The organism is Neorhizobium sp. BETTINA12A, assembly GCF_023006485.1.
Taxonomy (GTDB): domain Bacteria; phylum Pseudomonadota; class Alphaproteobacteria; order Rhizobiales; family Rhizobiaceae; genus Neorhizobium.
This window is the reverse complement of the sequence record NZ_JALBGW010000026.1, coordinates 1-20,142: the sequence shown is the minus strand read 5'-3', so window position 1 is coordinate 20,142 and position 20,142 is coordinate 1. Positions and strand designations below refer to the sequence as shown.

Annotated in this window: 16 protein-coding genes and 1 pseudogene; 10 read left to right on the top strand and 7 right to left on the bottom strand. The window is 61.5% G+C overall.

Annotated features, from left to right (window positions below):
• Window positions 1–121: 121 nt before the first annotated feature.
• The 6 genes from MOV61_RS09930 to MOV61_RS09905 all read left to right on the top strand — a co-directional run bounded on the left by MOV61_RS09930 (window position 122) and on the right by MOV61_RS09905 (window position 7,627).
• On the top strand, window positions 122–2,071 hold the full coding sequence (locus MOV61_RS09930; RefSeq protein ID WP_247136453.1) for an ABC transporter substrate-binding protein: 1,950 nt from the start codon (window positions 122–124) through the stop codon (window positions 2,069–2,071).
• Window positions 2,072–2,201: 130 nt separating this feature from the next.
• Complete coding sequence (locus MOV61_RS09925) at window positions 2,202–3,188, top strand: ABC transporter permease (protein ID WP_040125117.1); 987 nt, start codon at window positions 2,202–2,204, stop codon at window positions 3,186–3,188.
• 10 nt (window positions 3,189–3,198) lie between these two features.
• Complete coding sequence (locus MOV61_RS09920) at window positions 3,199–4,320, top strand: ABC transporter permease (RefSeq protein ID WP_247136452.1); 1,122 nt, start codon at window positions 3,199–3,201, stop codon at window positions 4,318–4,320.
• A gap of 7 nt (window positions 4,321–4,327) precedes the next feature.
• Complete coding sequence (locus tag MOV61_RS09915; RefSeq protein ID WP_247035100.1) at window positions 4,328–6,070, top strand: ABC transporter ATP-binding protein; 1,743 nt, start codon at window positions 4,328–4,330, stop codon at window positions 6,068–6,070.
• Window positions 6,067–7,278 carry a mandelate racemase/muconate lactonizing enzyme family protein gene (locus tag MOV61_RS09910; RefSeq protein WP_247136451.1) on the top strand — a complete coding sequence of 404 codons (1,212 nt, stop codon included), beginning with the start codon at window positions 6,067–6,069 and terminating at the stop codon, window positions 7,276–7,278. The genes MOV61_RS09915 and MOV61_RS09910 overlap by 4 nt, the downstream gene beginning before the upstream one ends.
• Window positions 7,279–7,405: 127 nt before the next feature.
• Window positions 7,406–7,627: a hypothetical protein gene (locus tag MOV61_RS09905; protein WP_247136450.1), complete on the top strand. Its 222-nt coding sequence runs from the start codon at window positions 7,406–7,408 to the stop codon at window positions 7,625–7,627.
• Window positions 7,628–7,727: 100 nt separating this feature from the next.
• Here MOV61_RS09905 and MOV61_RS09900 read toward each other — a convergent pair whose 3' ends face one another.
• Window positions 7,728–9,074, bottom strand: coding sequence for a dicarboxylate/amino acid:cation symporter (locus MOV61_RS09900; RefSeq protein ID WP_408962363.1), 1,347 nt, complete (start codon window positions 9,072–9,074; stop codon window positions 7,728–7,730).
• Between the two features lie 209 nt (window positions 9,075–9,283).
• On the opposite strand from MOV61_RS09900, the gene MOV61_RS09895 reads away from it, so the two are divergent.
• The 4 genes from MOV61_RS09895 to MOV61_RS09880 all read left to right on the top strand — a co-directional run bounded on the left by MOV61_RS09895 (window position 9,284) and on the right by MOV61_RS09880 (window position 14,723).
• Window positions 9,284–11,137 carry an ATP-binding protein gene (locus tag MOV61_RS09895; RefSeq protein ID WP_247136449.1) on the top strand — a complete coding sequence of 618 codons (1,854 nt, stop codon included), beginning with the start codon at window positions 9,284–9,286 and terminating at the stop codon, window positions 11,135–11,137.
• The gene (locus MOV61_RS09890; RefSeq protein WP_247136448.1) at window positions 11,134–12,495 is read left to right on the top strand and encodes a sigma-54 dependent transcriptional regulator; all 1,362 of its coding nucleotides are present in this window, start codon (window positions 11,134–11,136) and stop codon (window positions 12,493–12,495) included. Before MOV61_RS09895 ends, MOV61_RS09890 begins: the two co-directional genes overlap by 4 nt.
• A gap of 207 nt (window positions 12,496–12,702) precedes the next feature.
• Window positions 12,703–13,470, top strand: a complete 768-nt coding sequence (locus MOV61_RS09885; protein WP_247136447.1) for an SDR family NAD(P)-dependent oxidoreductase — start codon at window positions 12,703–12,705, stop codon at window positions 13,468–13,470.
• A gap of 14 nt (window positions 13,471–13,484) precedes the next feature.
• Entirely contained in the window at window positions 13,485–14,723 is a 1,239-nt protein-coding gene (locus tag MOV61_RS09880) for a D-arabinono-1,4-lactone oxidase (protein ID WP_247136446.1), read from the top strand.
• Window positions 14,724–14,747: 24 nt separating this feature from the next.
• On the opposite strand, the gene MOV61_RS09875 is transcribed toward MOV61_RS09880, so the two are convergent.
• The 6 genes and pseudogenes from MOV61_RS09875 to MOV61_RS09850 form a co-directional block, all read right to left on the bottom strand.
• Window positions 14,748–15,758, bottom strand: coding sequence for an amidohydrolase family protein (locus tag MOV61_RS09875; RefSeq protein ID WP_247136445.1), 1,011 nt, complete (start codon window positions 15,756–15,758; stop codon window positions 14,748–14,750).
• Between the two features lie 22 nt (window positions 15,759–15,780).
• Window positions 15,781–16,560, bottom strand: a complete 780-nt coding sequence (locus MOV61_RS09870) for an ABC transporter permease (RefSeq protein ID WP_040125094.1) — start codon at window positions 16,558–16,560, stop codon at window positions 15,781–15,783.
• Entirely contained in the window at window positions 16,557–17,372 is an 816-nt protein-coding gene (locus MOV61_RS09865) for an ABC transporter permease (protein WP_247136444.1), read from the bottom strand. Before MOV61_RS09865 ends, MOV61_RS09870 begins: the two co-directional genes overlap by 4 nt.
• A complete protein-coding gene (locus MOV61_RS09860) occupies window positions 17,369–18,163 on the bottom strand; it encodes an ABC transporter ATP-binding protein (protein ID WP_247136443.1) in 795 nt (264 codons plus the stop codon). Before MOV61_RS09860 ends, MOV61_RS09865 begins: the two co-directional genes overlap by 4 nt.
• Before the next feature lie 63 nt (window positions 18,164–18,226).
• The gene (locus MOV61_RS09855; protein WP_247035120.1) at window positions 18,227–19,210 is read right to left on the bottom strand and encodes an ABC transporter substrate-binding protein; all 984 of its coding nucleotides are present in this window, start codon (window positions 19,208–19,210) and stop codon (window positions 18,227–18,229) included.
• A gap of 64 nt (window positions 19,211–19,274) precedes the next feature.
• A pseudogene (locus MOV61_RS09850) lies at window positions 19,275–20,142 on the bottom strand (hypothetical protein); the annotation flags it as partial.

Below are 20,142 nucleotides of genomic sequence, written 5' to 3'. Positions count from 1 at the left end.
TCATCTGAAAACCGGTTATGGTCCCGTTTGCCGATGGGATGGAGGTCCATGGCGGTCTGTTGGCTGGGAACCCGGCCAGATCGCCAACCAGGTCGGCACGGTCTGAATTGGGAGGAGATCTATGCGCGACGATGAAATCATGTCTTCCGGCGTAACCCGCCGGACATTCCTGGCGGGTGTCAGCGGGGCAGTGGCCCTGTCCATGGCGGGCGGCAGCGCGAGCGCTGCCGGGGCCAAGGAAGCACCGCAACTGGCAGCCCTGGTGAAGGACGGAAAGCTTCCGCCGCTGGCCGAACGGCTGCCGCAAACCCCCATGGTGGTGAAGCCCTGGGAAAAGATCGGCACGTATGGCGGCACGTTGCGGCGCGGCCTGCGCGGCTCGTCCGACCACAACGGCATCCTGCGCATGGTTGGCAACCAGGGCCTTGTCCGCTGGAATATGGACTTTACCGCAGTCCTGCCGAACCTTGCCGAGAAGTGGGAAGTCAATGCCGACGCCTCGCAATTCACCTTTCATCTGCTGAAGGGTGCGAAATGGTCGGACGGTCATCCGTTCACGGCCGACGACGTGGTGTTCGCGATCGAGGATGTCGTCAAGAACAAGGAGCTTTACAGCTCCACGCCGGCCCAGCTTGCCGTCGCCGGCAAGCCAGTGATCGTCGAGAAAATTGACGACTACACCGTCAAGTTCACCTTCGCCGCTGCCAACGCGCTCTATCTGGAAAACCTGGCGACCCCGCTCGGCCAGCATCCGACGCTGTTTGCCAAGCACTACTGCAGCAAGTTCCTTCCGAAATATAACCCTAATCTCGATGCGGACGCGAAGGCGGCCGGAGCGGCAGGATGGACGGAACTTTTCCGTTCCAAGTGCGGCGATATCGAAATCCCTTCTCGCTGGTCGAATGTCGAAAAGCCGACAATGGACCCCTGGGTCGTCAAGGAGCCCTATTCGGGCGGTGCAACCCGCGTCGTCATGACCCGCAATCCCTACTTCTGGCAGGTCGATACGGAAGGCAACCAGCTTCCCTATATCGACGAGTTGAATTTCGGCATCTCTCAGGACGTCGAATCCCTGATGCTGAACGTCATCTCCGGCAAGATCGACATCCAGGAGCGCCACATCAGCGTGCTGGCCAACAAGCCGACCCTGTCGCAGAACATGAAGAAAGGCGACTATCGCCTGATGACGCTGGTGCCGTCCGCAGCACAGCAATGCTCGCTCTATCTGAACATGACCCACAAAGACCCGGTGTTGCGCAAGATCTTCGCCGACAAGTCCTTCCGTCAGGCTCTGTCGACGGGCATCAACCGCCAGGAAATCATCGACATCGTCTATTTCGGCCAGAGCGAAGGTTACCAGACCGGTCCGCGGCCCGGTCATCCGTGGTACCATGAGAAGCTTGCGCGGCAGTTCACCGAATACGCCCCGGACAAAGCCAATGCCCTCCTGGACAAGGCGGGCCTAGACAAGAAGAACAGCAACGGGATCCGCCTGCGGCCGGATGGCCAGCCGATCTTCTTTGCGGTGGACGTCATCCCGACGCTTTATCCGGACCTCGTGGATACGCTGGAACTGGTGAAGGCGCATTGGGCCAAGATCGGCATCGACATGAAGGTCAATACGATCGAGCGTGCGCTGTATTACACCCGCGGCGATGACAATGCGCACGACGCGCAGGTCTGGCCGGGCCCGGGCGGTCTCGATCCGATGCTCGATCCGCGCGACTACTTCGCGTTCCACCCACAGGGTTCGCGCTACGCGATCCCGTGGACGCTCTGGTACACGTCGAACGGCCAGAAGGGTGAGGAGCCGCCGGAAAGCCAGAAGAAGCGCATGAAGCTCTTCGACGCCGCCCGCTCGACGGCCGATCTCGCCAAGCGCGGGGAGGTCATGAAACAGATCTTCGATCTGGCTGCCGAGGACTTCGAAGTGATGGGGATCTGCCTTGCTGTCGGTGGCTTCGGCATCATCCGCAACAATCTGCGCAACGTGCCTGAGAAGGAGCCGGACAGCTGGTCCTGGCCGAATCCGGGTCCCGCTCTGCCACAGCAGTTCACCTTCACGAGCTGATCTGGGTTTATCTCGCCGGTGCCGCCGTCTGATCGGCGGCGGCACTCCTCCAGCCCCGTTGCATGGACGTTGAAGCGACAGCCTTTGGCCTCGCGTCGGCATGCCGTGCAATCCGTATTGCGAGCGTTCGATGCTGAAATTCATCGTCAAGCGACTTTTCTGGATGATCCCATCGCTGTTTGCGGTGAGTTTCCTGGCCTTCGTCCTGATCCAGCTCCCGCCCGGCGACTTCGTCACCACCTACATTGCCACTCTCGCGTCTTCCAACGAGGTAGTCGACCAGAATACTGCCGCGCAGCTGCGCGAGCGGTTCGGCCTCGACCAGCCGATGTTGATACAATATTTGAAATGGATCTGGGGCATCCTCACCCGCGGTGATTTCGGCATCTCGTTCGAATGGCAACAGCCGGTCTCCGGTCTGATCTGGGAGCGCATGGCGCTCACTCTTGTGCTGGCCCTGGTCAGCCTGATCGCCACCTGGGCGCTGGCGCTGCCGATCGGCGTCTATTCCGCGGTCAAGAAATACTCGATCGGCGACTATGCCTTCACGGCCTTCACCTTCTTCGGCCTGTCTATCCCGTCCTTCCTGCTGGCGCTGGTGCTGATGTATGTCGCGGCGGTCGAATTCGGCGCGGACGTCGGCGGGCTTTTCTCTCCGGAATACGAGATGGCTTCCTGGAGCCTTGCCAAGATGTACGACCTGCTGACGCATCTGTGGCTGCCGGTTGCGATCCTGGCGATCTCGTCTACCGCAAGCCTGATCCGCGTCATGCGCGCCAACATGCTGGACGAGTTGCCGAAGCCTTATGTGACGACGGCGCGTGCCAAGGGTCTTTCCGAGTTCCGGCTGCTGATCAAATATCCGCTGCGCATCGCACTCAACCCATTCATCTCGACGATCGCCTGGCTGCTGCCGAACCTGATTTCCGGCTCCGTCGTTGTTGCGATCGTCCTCAACCTGCCGACCGCCGCCCCGCTGCTTCTGCAGTCACTGATGGCACAGGACATGTATCTCGCCGGCGCCTTCGTGCTTTTGATCTGCGCGCTCACCCTGATCGGCTCGCTGATCAGCGACATCCTGCTTGCGCTGGTCGATCCGCGCATTCGGCTAGAATAGGAGAACACCCATGGTCGATGTCTCCATCACCAATGTCAGGCCGGACCGCGCCGCCGTTGCCTCGCAATGGCAGCTCATCTGGTGGGCTTTCAAGCGGCATAAGCTCGCCATGGCGGCGCTCGTCGTCACGCTTGCCATGTATATCGTTGCGCTCGTACCGGGCTTCTTCGCGATCAACGACCCGTTCATGCAGAATGCCCGCTCGACCTTCCACCCGCCACAGAGCCTTCACCTGTTCGATACCACCAACGGCTTCCAGATCGGACCGCATTATTATGGGATGAAGCTGACGCGGGACCCGAACACGCTTGCTGCCGTCTTCGTGGAGGATACGGGCGTGAAGGTGCCGATCGCCTTCTTCGGCCGAGGTTACACCTATTCGGTACTCGGTCTTTTCGAGACCGACATTCACCTGATCGCCACCACCGACAAGAGCAAGCCGCTTTATCTGTTCGGCGCCGATCGCCTCGGCCGTGACGTCTATAGCCGCACGGTGCAGGGTGCCCAGATATCGCTGTCGATCGGTCTGGTCGGGGTCTTCCTGTCGCTGCTGCTCGGCATCGTTCTCGGCGGCATCTCCGGTTATTATGGCGGCCGGATCGATTTCGTCATGCAGCGCGTCATCGATTTCGTGCTGTCGCTGCCGACGATTCCGATCTGGCTGGCGCTGGCGGCCGCATTGCCGCAGGGCTGGCCGGCGACACTCCAGTACATGATGATCACCATCATCCTATCGTTCACCGGTTGGGCGCAGCTTGCCCGCGTCGTGCGCGGTCGCTTTCTGTCGCTTCGCACCGAAGAATTCGTCGCCGCAGCACGCCTCGACGGCGTCTCGGAAGGCCGCATCATCTTCCGCCATATGCTGCCAAGCTTCTCGAGCCACATCATCGCCTCGATGACATTGGCGGTGCCTGCGATGATCCTCGCGGAGACCTCGCTATCGTTCCTCGGTCTCGGCCTGCAGCCACCGACGATCTCCTGGGGTGTGCTGCTGCGTGAAGCGCAGAACATCCGCTCCATCGCCACCGCTCCATGGCTCTTCATGCCGGGGCTTGCGGTCGTCGTCGCCGTCATGGCGCTCAACCTCTTCGGCGACGGCCTGCGTGATGCGGCCGATCCCTACAACAAGTGAGGCGCCGATGACCGATGTCCTTTCCATCGTCCCCCGCCCCTCGATTGCAGCGGGCAAGCCGTTGCTCGAAGTCAAGAACCTGGTGACCGAGTTTGCGCTCCGCACCGGCGTCTTCAGGGCCGTGGATGATCTTTCCTTCTCGATCGAGCCTGGCAAAACGCTCTGCGTCGTCGGCGAGAGCGGATCGGGGAAATCCGTGACCGCGCGCTCGATCCTGCAGATCGTGGACTCGCCCGGCGAGATTGCCTCCGGATCGATTTTACTGCACCGCCCGGACGGCACGTCGCTCGACCTCGCTAAGCTCAACCCGCGCAGCCGGGCGATCCGCTCGGTGCGCGGCCGCGACATCGCGATGATCTTCCAGGAACCGATGTCGTCGCTCTCGCCCGTGCACACGGTCGGCGACCAGATCACCGAAGTGCTGCGATTGCACCTCAACATGAGCAAGGCGCAGGCAAGGACTGAGGCAATCTCGCTGCTGCGGCAGGTGGAGATTCCCGATCCGGAAAAGGCGCTCGATCGCTACGCCTTCCAATATTCCGGCGGCATGCGCCAGCGCGCCATGATTGCCATGGCGCTCGCCTGCAAACCGCAGCTGCTGATTGCTGACGAGCCGACCACGGCGCTCGACGTGACGACTCAGGCCGAAATCCTCGACCTGATCAAACGGCTGCAGCAGTCGACCGGCATGGCCGTGCTGTTCATCACCCACGACATGGGCGTCGTCGCCCAGATCGCCGACGACGTGCTGGTCATGCATCATGGCGTCGCCAAGGAATACGGGCCGGTCGAGCAGATCTTCCATGCGCCGCAGGATCCTTACACGCGCATGCTGATCGGTTCGGTGCTGAAGCTGGAGCAGAAGGCCGAGATCAGGCTTGCCCGTCCGCCGCTCGACACGACAGCCGAGCCGATCCTCACCATCCGCAACCTCTCCATGCATTTCGGTGACATGAAGGCGCTGAACGACGTCTCGATCGCGCTGCTTCCCGGCGAGACGCTCGGCATCGTGGGAGAGAGCGGCTCCGGCAAGACGACGATGGGCCGCTCGATCATGCGTCTCTACGACCCGACGGGCGGCGAGATGCTCTATCGCCGCGCCGACGGCAAGGTCGTTGATCTTGCCAAACTCGAAGGTGCCGAGCTGAAGGCCGCGCGGCGCGAACTCCGTATGGTTTTCCAGGACCCGTTCGGGTCGCTCAATCCGCGCATGACCGTCGCACAGGTGATCGGCGAACCCCTGCTGGTCAACGGCATCGCCCGTGGCAAGGAACTCGACGAGCGGGTCTGCCATCTGATGGATCAGGTCGGCCTCGATCCGGCGGGACGCGAACGTTACCCGCATGCGTTTTCGGGCGGGCAGCGCCAGCGCATCGGCATCGCCCGGGCGATCACGCTCAATCCGCGCATCATCGTCGCCGACGAGGCGACCTCGGCGCTCGACGTTTCCGTGCGCTTCCAGGTGCTCGATCTTCTCATGCGGCTGCAGGACGAACTTGGTCTCGCCTATATCTTCATCAGCCATGACATTGGGGTCATTCGCTACATGTGCGACCGGGTCGGCGTCATGTATCGCGGCAAGCTTGTCGAAGTGGGCGAGGCTGACAAGGTCTGCAATGCGCCGGACCACCCTTATACCCAAGCGCTTATCTCGGCCATTCCGCGACCGGATCCGCGCGACCGCGATCGCTCCAGGCGATTCCGTTATACCGAACCCAGCCAGGTCAAGAATGGGAGCACGGCAGGATGAAGATCACCGGTATTCGCACCTTCCTTATGCAGGTAGGCTCACCCGACCTTGAGGCGCGGCAGACGGTGCCGGTGCCAAAGTCGGCCCAGCCTTTCGGCGGAACCCGCAACTGGCTCTTCCTGAAAATCGATACCGACGAGGGCATTACCGGCATCGGCGAATGCTCCGGCTGGCCGCGTGTCGTCGAAACCGCGATCAAGGATCTCGCCCCGCTTCTGATCGGGGAGGATCCGACTCATATCGAAAAGCTGTGGCAAAAGATGGCGATCGCCATGATGGGTCACGGCATGCTCGGCACGGTCGGTGGCGGCGCTGCGACCGGCATCGACATGGCGCTATGGGACATCAAGGGCAAGGTGCTGGGCGTGCCGGTATGGAACCTGCTCGGAGGCAAGCTGCGTGACCGAATTCCGATCTATTCGCATGCCAACACGGTCGAAAAGGCGCTTTCCCTCAAGAACCGCGGCATCAAGGCGCTCAAATGCGGCGGCGTTTCCGATCCGGTTCGCAAGGTCGCCATGCTGCGCGATGCCGTCGGCGACGAAATGGACATCGCGATCGATCTGCACGGCCCGCCGTGGATGACGCCGGCCGATGCCTGCCGCCTGGTGCGCAAGCTCGAACCCTACGAACTGCTTTGGGTTGAAGATCCGATCGCCCCGGATAATGTCGAAGGATACCGACGTATCCGCGACGCAGCCCATATCCCGCTCGCAGCCGGCGAACGCACTGCGACCATCTTCGGCGAACGGCAACTGATCGAGGAAGAACTGGTCGACGTGATCCAGCCGGATACGGGACGCGCCGGCGGCATTACCCAGATGAAGAAGATCGCCGCGATGGCGGAAGCGCATCACATCCAGATGGCGCCGCATTCTGGCTCGCTCGGCCCGGTCGCGGAATATGCGGCACTTCATCTGCTCGCCTCGATCCCGAACGCACTCATCCTCGAACGAATCGACGACGACTGGGAGGGCCGTAAGCACACGATCGTGCCGCACCCTGTCCAGCAAGGCGGTTCGCTTGCGGTCCCGAATGGGCCGGGTCTCGGCTGCGATATCGACGAGGAATTCGTCGCCCGCTTCCCGAGCGACGGCAATGTTTCGATCCCGGTGCAGGAAAGCGGCGGTGCCTACGCGCCGGGGACTCACGGCGAACGCCTCTATGTGCAGACGCGCCTGTCGCGTCGGCATTACTTCAACACCTGAGGGCGGCCTGGGCATGAAGAATTGATCGGGGCATCGTTCACGACGGCGATGAATATTGTGGGAATAGACGCTGTCCATCATTGCCGAGGCGATATAGGAAGGCGGCTCCAGCAACAGGCAGACCGCAATGGATGACTCGATCAAGATAGACAATCGCGGCGACTTCGGGCTGTGGGCTATCGAAGTGGCCAAGCAGATCGTCGCCGAAGAGGGTTTCGAACTGGCCAAAGCCTCACGAGACGGCACCGAGGACGAGGTCCGCGTCGCCGGCAACGCGCTGGGACAGGCGATCACCAATGCACTCATCGAAGTGTATGATGGCCTGCTCGAAGGCGTGCCTGAAGAGTAGTGCCCCCCTTATTCCGAGACAAGAGCACCTTGGTTCTGCGGAAACGGGAAAGGCCGCCGGCTGACCGGCGACCTTTTTCGGCTGTTATAGCAGCAGACGATTATTCAGCAGGCTGGGCTGAGGGTATCAGCACGGCGTTTTCGGCATCGACATTGCCCGCCATGGCGGCCGCGAACTGCGTCGGGTCCAGCTCATTTTCCCAGCGGGCAACGACGACGGTCGCGACCGCATTGCCGACCAAGTTGGTGAGCGCCCGGCATTCCGACATGAAGCGATCGATGCCGAGGATCAGCGCCATGCCGGCGACCGGCACGGATGGAACCACCGACAGGGTCGCCGCCAGGGTGATGAAGCCGGCTCCGGTAATGCCTGCAGCTCCCTTCGAGCTCAACATCGCGACAAGCAGCAGCAGGATCTGGTCGCCAAGCGTGATCGGCGTGTCGGTCGCCTGGGCGATGAAAAGTGCGGCAAGCGTCATGTAGATGTTGGTGCCGTCGAGATTGAAGGAATAGCCGGTCGGAATGACAAGACCGACCACCGAGCGTTTGCAACCGGCGCGTTCCATCTTTGCCATCAGGCCGGGCAATGCCGCTTCCGACGAGGAAGTGCCGAGCACAAGAAGCAGTTCTTCCTTGATGTAGCGGATGAGCGAGATGATCGAAAAGCCGTTGTAACGTGCGACGGCGCCGAGGACGACCAGCACGAAGAGGAGCGAGGTGAGATAGAAAGTGCCGATCAGCATGGCAAGATTGGCAATCGAACCGATGCCGTATTTGCCGATGGTAAAGGCCATGGCGCCGAAGGCGCCGATCGGGGCAGCCTTCATCAGGATGGTCACGAGACGGAAGATCGGCGCGGTCAATGCCTGCAGGAAATCGAGGACCGGACGGCCGCGTTCGCCGACCATGCCAAGAGCGATGCCGAAGAGAACCGAGAAGAACAGCACCTGCAGGATATCGCCCTGTGCAAAGGCACCGACGATCGTATCCGGAATGATGTTCATCAAGAAGCCGGTGATCGTGGTGTCATGCGCCTTCGCCGTATAGGTCGCGACCGCCTTGGCGTCGAGCGTGGCCGGATCGATGTGCATGCCGGCACCCGGCTGAACGATATTCGAGACGAGCAGGCCAACGGCGAGCGCGAGCGTCGAAAACACCAGAAAGTAGATCATCGCCTTGCCGGCGACACGCCCCACCTTTTGCAGATCGGCCATGCCGGCAATGCCGGTTGCGACGGTCAGGAAGATCACCGGCGCGATGATCATCTTCACCAGCTTGATGAAGGCGTCGCCGAGCGGCTTCAGGGACGCGCCGGTATCCGGATAGAAGTGACCGAGCAGGATGCCGGCGGCGATCGCCACGAGAACCTGAAAGTAAAGGTGGCGGTAGAAAGGAAGCTTGCCGTGCGTTGGCGCATCGGAAATCGTTGCGTTCATCATATCCTCCATGGCGCCCCAACCAAATTGGCCTCCCGGGGCGCGGCGTTGCTGTTGCTGCAGGCTTTCTCGGAGCAACATGCGTGCCAAAAGGGCGGATATTTCCAACCGTTTGATTTATCTCGTTTAAATTTGGATGTGGAAGGCGAGTTACAGGATAGGCCGTGCGGATTTTCGCATCGGCCTTTGCATTTCATGCGGATTTATGCACACATTCACCGATGCTTGAGCAGCGTCATCGAGAGAAATCGGTCAAGGTTCCCCCGTTCGCACGGTCAACCTGGCCCGTCTTTGGCCTGGCAGCCACCGCGCTCCTGATATCCGCTCTTTATGCGGCCGGTCACTACGGCCGCAGTTCCGCAGTCGCAGCGCTCATTGCACAGGGCCACGCCGATGCAAATCTGAAGGTTGCGCTGTTGCGTGCGGTGCTCGAAAGACCGCGCGCGCTTCCTCTGCTTCTGGCCGAGGACCAACAGGTGGTCGGCGCGCTCGCATCGAGAGACGCAGAAGCGGTCGATGCCCTGGACCGAAAACTGGAAGGGCTCGTGGCCGGCACCCACGCCTCCGTTCTCTACGTCACCGGTAGGGACGGCATCGCGGTAGCGTCCAGCAACTGGCGCGAACCCTTGAGCTTCGTCGGCAACGATTATTCGTTCCGCGAATATTTTCAACGGGCGATGGAGAACGGAACGGCAGAGCACTTCGCCTTGGGCAGCGTCAGCAAGCGCCCCGGACTCTATATCTCGCGGCGCGCCGAAAACCAGGCCGGCGCCCTCGGTGTCGTTGTGGTGAAGATGGAATTCGACCAGCTTGAAAGCGATTGGCGGGATGCAAACCGTCCCGTCTATGTCACCGACGCCAGTGGTGTCGTTTTGATAACCAGCATTCCGTCCTGGCGTTTTACCACCACTGCGCCATTGCCGGCAGAGCGGCTCGGCGCCATCCGCCAAAGCCTGCAATTCGGCGACGCTCCTTTGACGCCTCTTCCGATCGTGCGGCCGCAACCTCTCTCCGACGATGCATCGATCGTTTCGGCGGTTCTGCCGGGAACAAGCGAGGGCGAATATCTTCGCCTTCTGACGCCGGTCCCCTCGACATCCTGGCGCCTTGAATATCTCGTGCCGACCGAGCCGTCCGTGGCAGCCGCGGTACGCGAGGCGCGGCTGCTTGCACTTGCCGTGCTCGTTCCGATCCTGGCGCTGATCGCATTCCTTCTGAGGCGGCGGCAGATGATCACCATCCGGATCGCCGCGGAGAAAACCCTTCGCGAAGAGCTCGAACGTCGTGTCACGGAACGAACCGTCGATCTGAGCCGCGCCCGGGACCTCCTGCAGGAGGAGATTGCCGATCACCGCAGTACCGAGTCAAAACTACAGGTGGTGCAGCAGGAACTCGTGCAGGCAAACCGCCTGGCGATCCTTGGCCAGGTTGCGGCCGGGGTCGCCCATGAAATCAACCAGCCGGTCGCGACAATCCGCGCCTATGCGGACAATGCCCGTATCTTCCTGCAGCGGAACCGGAAAGCCTCGGCGGAGGAAAATCTCGGCGAGATCGCAGCGCTGACGGAGCGGATCGGCATGATCACCGAGGAACTCAAGGCCTTCGGACGCAAGGGACGAACGCCGCCCGAAGCCGTCGATCTGCGGGGTGCCATCGAAGGCGCGGTCGTTCTTCTGCGCAGCCGCTTCGCCGGGCGGCTCGACATACTCGCGATCGATCTGCCGTCGCCCGGCCTTGCCGTCACCGGCAATCGCGTCCGGCTCGAACAGGTACTGATCAATCTTTTCCAGAATGCCTTGGAAGCGCTGGAAGGCCGGACCGATGCAAGCGTCAATGTCTCCGTGGAGACGCTGCCGGACGAGATTGTGATCCGCGTCTCGGACAATGGTCCCGGCATTGATCCGGCAATCAGAAGCTCGCTCTTTTCGCCGTTCAACACGTCCAAGGAAAAGGGCCTTGGACTTGGCCTGGTCATTTCGAAGGATATCGTCGCCGACTACGGCGGTCGTATCGAAGTCGAAAGCGGCGAAACCGGCACGACTTTCATTGTCTATCTACGCAAGGCGGTATCATGAGCAATCCAACGCCCGTCATTCTAGTTGACGACGATGCCGATCTTCTCAAGGCTACCGCCCAGACGATCGAGCTTGCAGGCTTTGCGGTCTCTCGATTTTCCAAGGCTTCCGACGCGCTGGTCCGAATCGACGATGGTTTCGCGGGCGTCGTTGTCTCCGACATCCGCATGCCGGAGATCGATGGGCTGCAGCTCTTCGACCGCGTCCGCAAGCTCGATCCGGACCTCCCCGTCATCCTGATGACCGGCCATGGTGACATACCGATGGCCGTCAAGGCGATGCAGGATGGCGCTTACGACTTCATCACCAAACCTTTCCCCGCGGACCGTCTGGTGCAGGCCATCCGCCGCGCTGCCGAAAAACGGCGGCTGATTCTGGAGAACAGGACACTCCGCGATGTGGCCGAACAGGCACGCGACGACCTGCCGCTCATCGGCCAGACCGTCGCCATGGAGCGACTGCGCAGAACGCTTCGCCAGATTGCCGATACCGACGTCGACGTCCTGGTGACCGGAGAGACGGGCAGCGGCAAGGAAGTCGTTGCCAATCTGATCCATCGATGGAGCCGGCGCTCGAAGGGCAGTTTCGTCGCGCTCAATTGCGGCGCGCTTCCCGAAACGATTATCGAAAGCGAATTGTTCGGCCACGAGCCCGGCGCCTTTACCGGCGCGCAAAAGAAGCGGGTCGGCAGGATCGAATATTCGAGCGGCGGCACGCTTTTCCTCGACGAGATCGAAAGCATGCCGCCCGCCACGCAGATCCACATGCTGCGCGTCCTGGAAGCGCGTGAAGTGGCGCCTCTCGGCACCAATGAGACACGGCCGATCGACCTGAGGGTCGTGGCCGCCGCCAAGGTCGATCTCGGCGATCCCGCGCAACGTGGTGCATTCCGTGAAGACCTCTATTACCGGCTCAATGTCGTCACCATCTCCATCCCGCCGCTGCGTGAACGGCGCGACGACATCCTCCTCCTGTTCGGATTCTTCTGCGAACGGGCCGCCAAGCGGTTCAACCGTCAAACGCCCGCTCTGTCATCCTTTACCCGCCAATACCTCGAAACCCACCATTGGCCCGGCAACGTCCGCGAGCTGTCTCACTTCGCGGAGCGTTTCGTCCTCGGGCTTGCAGGTGACGACGAAAGGGCGACGGCGTCACCGGAGGCGGCCACCTTGACGTTACCCCAGCGTCTCAACCAGCATGAAGCGGAAATCCTCCGGGAGACGCTGGCCAGCAACGGAGGCGATGTCCGCCGTACGATCGAGGCGCTCGGTATTCCGCGGAAAACCTTCTACGACAAGCTCCAACGGCACGGGATAGAGCGCGCCTCCTTCGACCAGGGCGTCAAGCCGGCCCGATAGGGCCCAAGGCCGCAGACATGCTTTCTCGGTTCGCGCGATACGCAGGGGGCCGGGGGCCACGTCAGCGATAGACCGCGGCGTAAAAATAGGCCAACTTGCTGCCATCAAGCAGAAGCATGGCCATCCTTCATCAGCCGGAGAACAAGAGGCGCGAAAGAGCCCTACTCAGGCTACTGATCGGCGGTCATCAACGATGGTGGAGGATGAATGGCTGGTCGTCTGGACGGTAAGGTCGCGCTCATCAGTGGCGGCGCGGGCGGATGCGGGCTTGCCGCGAGCGAGCTTTTTGCCCGGGAAGGTGCTGCGGTCGGGATCGTTGATCTCCCGCATAGCCAGGGGGCGGCTGTCGCCGCTCGCCTGCGCGAAGAGGGTATGAAGGTTGCGTTTGCACCCGCCGACGTTTCCGACGAATTGCAGGTGAAACAGGCGGTAGAGGCGATTTCCGGCGAACTCGGACCGATCACGGTGCTGTTCAATCATGCCGGAACGATCATCGTCCGGCCGTTCCTCGAAACCTCGGTTGAGGACTGGGATCGGCTGATGGCCATCAATGTCCGCAGCATGTTCCTGATGACGCGTGCCGTCCTGCCGCACATGATCAAGGCTGGCGGCGGGTCCATCGTCTGCACGTCGTCGATCTCGGCGGTCGCCGCAACACCGATGGAAGTTCTCTACGATACGACCAAGGGCGCCTGCCACATGTTTGCCCGGGCGATCGCGGTCGAGTTCCGGGACCGCAACATCCGCTGCAACGCCGTCTGCCCCGGCTTCATTCAGACGCCGCATGGCCAGAAGGAGGTCGAGGAACTGACCCGCTACGGGGTCGACGTCTCGGATGCGGCGATCGCGGCCCAGCAGGGCCGGATGTGTCGGCCGGACGAGGTGGCCAAGGCGGCTCTCTACCTTGCAAGCGACGATGCCAGCTTCGTCAGCGGTACCCATCTGTTTGTCGATAATTGTTTTACAGCGATGTGAGGGGAGGGGGAGACATGGTTTTGGAAAAAGGCGGCCTGTGGCGCAACTGGGTCGGCAATCAATATTGCGTCTCGCAATTCAAGGCATCGCCGGAAACGGAAGCCGAAGTGGCAGAGCTTGTCCACGAAGCCGATCGGCGTGACCTGGCGGTGCGTGTTTCGGGCTCGGGGCATTCCTTCACGCCCGTCGTCGGCACCAATGGCCTGCTGCTGTCGCTCGCAAACCTGCGCGGCGTGCAGAATATCGATCGGGAGCGAAAGCAGATCACCGTCGCCGGCGGCACGCGCATCAACGAAATCGGCAGGACGCTGAAGGAGCACGGTCTTTCGCTGGTCAACCAGGGCGACATCGACAGCCAGGCTGTCGCCGGCGCGTTTACGACCGGAACCCACGGTACGGGGATCAAGCTCGGAAACCTGGCCTCGTCGATTGCCGGCATGCGTATCGTCACCGCCACCGGAGACATCCTCGATATCGACGGTCGCGACAGGGACAGGCTGCATGCGGCCCAGGTTTCGGTTGGTACGCTCGGCGTTATCTCTTCGCTGACGCTCAACGTCATGGACGCCTATAATCTGCACGAACGTCTCTGGCGGGACGATTTCGAGACCTGCATGGAACGCCACGATGAGCTGGCTTTCCAACACCGCCATTTCGGCTTCTTCTGGTGCCCGACGCCCGAAAGCCGCCATCTGTACTGTCTTGCCGACACGTCTGCGGTGTCGAGCACCAACAAGCTGGCCGATGTCTGCGAGATGAAGGTCATGGACATGACCGACGCAGCACCGATGGAAGGCGAATTCGAGAAAATTGCCTATAGTTCGGAGGTCTATCCCATCGAATACGTGCCGAACTTCGTCGAGCTGGAATACGCGGTTCCGCTCGAGCACGGCAAGGCCGCGGTGAGGGCTGTCCGGGATCTGATGCTCAACAAGCACACCAACTGCATCTATCCGATCGAATACCGGTTTACCGCGGGCGATCCGGCCTGGATGAGCCCCTTTCATCACCAGGACAGTATCACCCTGTCGGTGTCGGGTGGTCCGGGTATCGACTACTGGCCCTTCCTGAGGGACGTCGACCAAATTCTTGGCAGGTACAATTCTCGGCCGCATTGGGGAAAGATGCATTTCCTCGACACGGACGACGTCACAAGGCTTTACCCTCGCGCCAAAGAGTTTCGAGCGCTCAGACGGGATTTGGATCCGAAAGGCCGGTTCCTGAACGACCACTTGAAGATGTTGTTTGGATAAGGATCAAGCTTCTATCAATCGCGTCTAGGCAGCGGCGGCCTTGGACGGTTTGAGGCCGAGAATGCGCACCGCGTTATCGTGGAAGATCTTCTGCTTGGTGGCGGCGCTCATCTCGATCTCGTCGAGAAGCTTCAGGCAGACGGCCGGGTCCCAGCAGGGATAGTCCGTACCGTACATGACGTTATCGGCGCCGAAATATTCGATCGCGAACCTCTGGCCGGCGGAATGCGGTGAAACCGTATCGGTGAACATCTGGTGCAGGTAATGGCTGACCGGCTTGGTCAGGCCGGCGGTCTTTGAATTTTTGTCCATGCGGCCGGATTGGTATGGCAGCGCGCCGCCCGTATGCGACATGACGATCTTGAGGCCCGGGTGACGCTCCATCATGCCGGAAAGGATGAGCCGCGACGCTGCCGCGCTCACTTCGACCACGCGGCCGAGGCTCAGGTGCAGGGCATCATTATAGCCCTGCATCACGTCGGCGAAAACCGCATCGGTCGGATGCAGGAACATCGGCAGGCCAAGTTCCGCGACCCGCTGGTAGAAGGGTTCCAGCCGGACATCGTCGATCATGCCCTCCTTGCCGACGCTGCCGGGCAGGTTGACCCCCATCAGACCAAGCCGGTTGACCGCATCGTCGAGCACTTCGATTGCAACTCGCGTATCGACCAGCGGAATCGCCGCAGAGGCCCAGACGCGGCCGGGATAACGCCGCTGCGCCCAGGCCATTTCCTCGTTCCAGGCCAGCGCCGCGTCGCGGCCTTCCTCGACCGGCAGTTCCGAAAAGTAGATCGACAGCGGGCCGATCGAGCAGACCACCGAAATGTCATGGCCGAGACTGTCCATATAGGCGAGCTGCTCGTCGAGATCGAACCATTCCTTCCAGCTCGCCACCGTGCCGCGGCGCCCATTGGCGCCGTGATAGGTATAGCCGCCGCGCGCATTGACGACGGCCCTTGGAAAACCTTCGCGCTTCAGAAGCGGTTCGAAAATCGACCGCGGCCACCAGTGGAAATGGGAATCGATGATTTTCATGAGACTATCCTCAAGATGTTCTTCAACGGTTGCTATCGACGCGCCAGGAATCGGTCCTGCTTTCCAGGAACGACAGGATCTGGGTCAGCAGCACACCGAGCACGACGACGATGACGATCGACACCATCATCTTGGTCGTCTGCATCAACTGCCCATAGTAGGTGATGGCGTAGCCAAGGCCGGCATTGGCGCCGAAGAGTTCGGCGACCACGACACCGGTCAGCGCCCGGCCGACGCCGAGGCGAAGGCCGGCCATCATCACCGGCACGGATCCCGGCAATGCAACACGCAGGAAGATGTCGAGCGGCTTCGCCCCGAAGGAACGCGCCGCGCGGGCAAGGTCGCGATCGGTATTCTTGATGCCGGACAGGGTGTTGGCATAGATCGGCGTCAGCGCGAAAAGGAAGGCGATCGCGATGATTGTCGGCCGGCCGTATCCGAGCCAGGCGACGAAAAGAGGATAGAAGGCGACGGTCGGCGCCGAATATTTGAACCAGATGAACGGTTCGAGCGCCGATTCCACATCCGCAAACCAGCCGGCCAGCATGCCGAGGACAATACCGACCACGGCGGCAAGACCGAGCGACCAGGCGAAGCAATAAAGCGTCGCCGCCACATTGGTGGCGACCGAACCATCTTCGAACTGAGCCATGAATTCCACGGCGACCTGGCTCGGCGTCGAGATGAAGAACGGATTGATGAAGCCGGTGTCGACGGCGATCTGCCAGAAAACCACGATGCCGATCATCGACAGAGTGCCGAGCACGAGCGCCTGGCGGCGATAGAAAAGTTCGGCGATCATTTCGACCTCCAGTCGCGGACCTTGTTCTCCACCGAGCGGACGATGACGGTCAGCGTGTAGCCGAAGGCGCTGACGATCAGTGCATAGACGAGCAGGCGGTCGATGCGCATGGCGGAGCCATAGAGATTGAGCTGATAACCGATGCCCGCCTGCGACACGAACAACTCACCGACGATGACGCCGAGCACGGCACGGCCGACGGCGAGCCTCAGGCCCGTGAGCAACGCCGGCAGCGAACCCGGCACCAGGACGCGGGTGAAGATATCGAACCTGGTCGCGCCGAACGAACGCGCCATCCGGATGAACCGCGGATCGGCTTCGCTCATGCCGGCCATGGTGTTGAGGACGATCGGGAAAACCGCGCCGAGGAAAACGACGGCGATCTTCGGGGCCATATCGATGCCGAGCCAGATCACCATGATCGGCAGCAGCACCAGCGTCGGGGCGATATAAAGCGCCATCAGCGGCGGATCGATCAGGTAGCGGGCGATCTTGGAGGTGCCGAGCAGCACGCCGAGCGGGATCGACACCACGATCGCCAGTGCGAAACCGGCGATGAACTCCGTCAGGCTGATACGGGCGTGATAGAGGAAATTGTCATTCCGGAAGATATCGATCGCCGCGAAGAAAACCTCCGTCGGGCGGCTGGTGAAACGGCCATTCACCCAGCCCATGGTCGGGGCGATCTGCCACAGCACAAGAAATGCAAGGACGGCAAGCGTCCCGATGATCGCCGAGCGGGACGGACGCAGGAAGGAAAGGGACAGCTGTCGGGTTTCCGCTGGTCCGGCGGTTATTTCTGCCGATCTCATGCGACCTCCTGCACCAGCTGCATACTGGACATGTCTTCCGCCAGATGGGCGCGCAGCCGCTTGCGCAATTCGTGGAAGTCGTCGCTGTCGAGGATTGCCTCGTTGCGCGGGCGCGGCAGATCGACCTTGATCACTTCCTTGATATGACCCGGATTGCGGCCCATGACGACGATCTTGTCGGCAAGGAATATCGCTTCGTCGATATCGTGGGTGACGAACAACGCCGTTTTCTTGGCGCGCTCCCAGATGCGCAAAAGCTCGGTACCCATGATCTCGCGGGTCTGGGCGTCGAGCGCCCCGAACGGCTCATCCATGAGCAGCACTTCGGGATCGACGGCAAGCGCCCGGGCAATATTGACGCGCTGGCGCATGCCGCCGGAAAGCTGGTGCGGATGATAGTCGGAGAAGCGGCCGAGACCGACGAGGCGGATCATCTGCATGGCCCGCTCGTTGAGGTCGCCGCCGCTCCAGCGCTGCATTTCGAGCCCGAACTTGACGTTGCCGCGCACCGAACGCCAGGGAAGAAGAGAGGCTTCCTGAAACACCACCGCGCGGTCGGGACCCGGACCATCAACCCGCTTGCCATCGATCTCAATCGAACCACGCGTCAGGCCGACGAGCCCCGCGACCGCCATCAGCAGAGTGCTCTTGCCGCAACCGCTGGAGCCGACGATGGTGACGAATTCGCCCTTTTCGACCGACAAGGCGACACTGTCGACGGCAGAGAACACCTCGTTGCTCTTCGGTTTGCGATAGTCGATTCCGAGATCGCGGATTTCAATCTGCGCCACTGCTTTCTCCTCCTGGAGCGGGCCTCCGCCCGCTCTCGTTATATTATCATGCAAATGGAAGGCTCACTTCGGCTTCCACTCGTTGTAGGTATCGTGGAACGTGCCGACCCAATACTTTTCGACCGGCATGGGCTGCTTATAGGTGCCGTTCATGATGCCGACATCCCAGAAGGCCTTCATGCCCGCGTCGCTCGCCAGACGGCCGTCTTCGAAGATCTCATCGATGAAGTCGTCATAACCGCGGTTGAGATAGGTCTCCTCGAGGCCGAGCTTGGAGGCGAGGAGCTTGACCGATTCTTCCTTGTGGGCCTTGGACCACCGGACGGCCTTGGCAAAGCCGCGCAGCACGGCCTTGATGGCATTCGGATCGTTCTTGATGAAATCCTCACGCGCATAGAAGCAGTGGAATGGGAAATCCGGCGCAATCGACTTCTGTTGCAGGATCAGGTTGAAGCCGCGATCGGCCGCCATGAACTTTTCCGGCGTCGCGAAGATATTGACTTCGAGCTGGCCGGCTTCCATCGCAGCGAGACGCGGCACGGAGCCGCCGCCCTGGACGATCTGCACTTCGCTCTTCGGATCGATGCCCTTTGTCTTCAGCGCATAACGCGTCAGGAAGTCGGTCGAGGAACCGAAGGTCGAGATACCGAAACGCTTGCCCTTGGCGTCTTCGAGCGTCTTGATCGACGGCACCGAATACCAGTCGAAGACTGCCATGTTGAAGCCGCCGTAGAAGATCTTCACGCCCTGGCCGGTTTCGACCCCGACAAGCGCTTCCGAGAAGGCGCCAACGCCGATATCCACGGCGCCGGCGACCATGCCGCGCACCAGGTCCGTGCCGCCCTTGAAGGCGACGATCTTGACGTTGATACCCTCTTCCTTGAAGAAACCCTGTGCATCGGCAACATAGATCGGCAACAGGGTCGAGGTATTGAGCGGCAGGCCGATCGTGATGTCCTTCTTCTCGATCGCCTGGGCGCTCGCCGCCTGAAAGGACAGCGCGGCAAATGCCGCCGCTGTCGCCATAGTTTTCAGAAATTTCAACATTCTCTCCTCCTTGTAACGCCGGCACTCCCTGCGGCATCTGCTTTTCGTTAGTTTCAGTGTCCCTTCAGGCCGCCTCGCTCCTTGGGAAAGAGGCGTCCGTAAACTCCAGCAGCAGGCTGCGGGCCTCCTGAACGGCAGCCGGGCCGGCTTTGGCAAGCGCGGCTTGCAGCCGCCGCAATTGCCGCACCGTGGTCGCGGGAAGGCTGTCGATCTTGCGGTCGAGCATCACCTGAGCGTCCTCACCGGTAGTCTGCGGCCAGACGGCCTCGCGTGTCTGTCCCTTTGTCGATACGACAACCCGCGCTGGCCAACCTTCGCCGGCGAGCGTGTCATCGGCCGTGATCGTCACGCGCTGGGCAAAGGCCATGACATCCGCATTAAAGGGACGGGCGCGGTCGACATCCGTCAGCCGTGCTGGCTCGAAGGCGGCGATGCCGAGCTGCAGGCCGAGATGGGCGATGGTCGATAAACGATCTTCGGCAACAAGCAGCCGGCTGACGACGGGGGCCGCGACCGGTGGCAGAAAAACTTCGATGCTGTCGATGGTATTGGGGGCGACACCCTTCTCCAGCAGATGACGGAAAGCCTGGATCGCATTGACACCCTGGCGGGCGGAGACGAAGGGCTTCATGCCGACCCCTGTGATCGCCAGCGGATCGACATGGTTAGGCTCCAGGGCAACCGCCGCCGCCGCTTGTCCTTTCATCCAGCTTGGAGACAGCAGTTCGAGATCGCCCTTGATGCCAGCCTTCGCGGCAAGCGCTGCCCGGATACCCTTCAATGTGGCTTCGCCGATCACCAGCCAACGGGCCGACGGCATGCCGGACGGGCGGCCGTTGCGTCCCGAACTGCCGGCCATGGACAGCACCAGCGCCTGAGCAACCTGTTCGTCCGAAAGACCAAGTGCGATCGCCGCACTGACGGCCGCGACG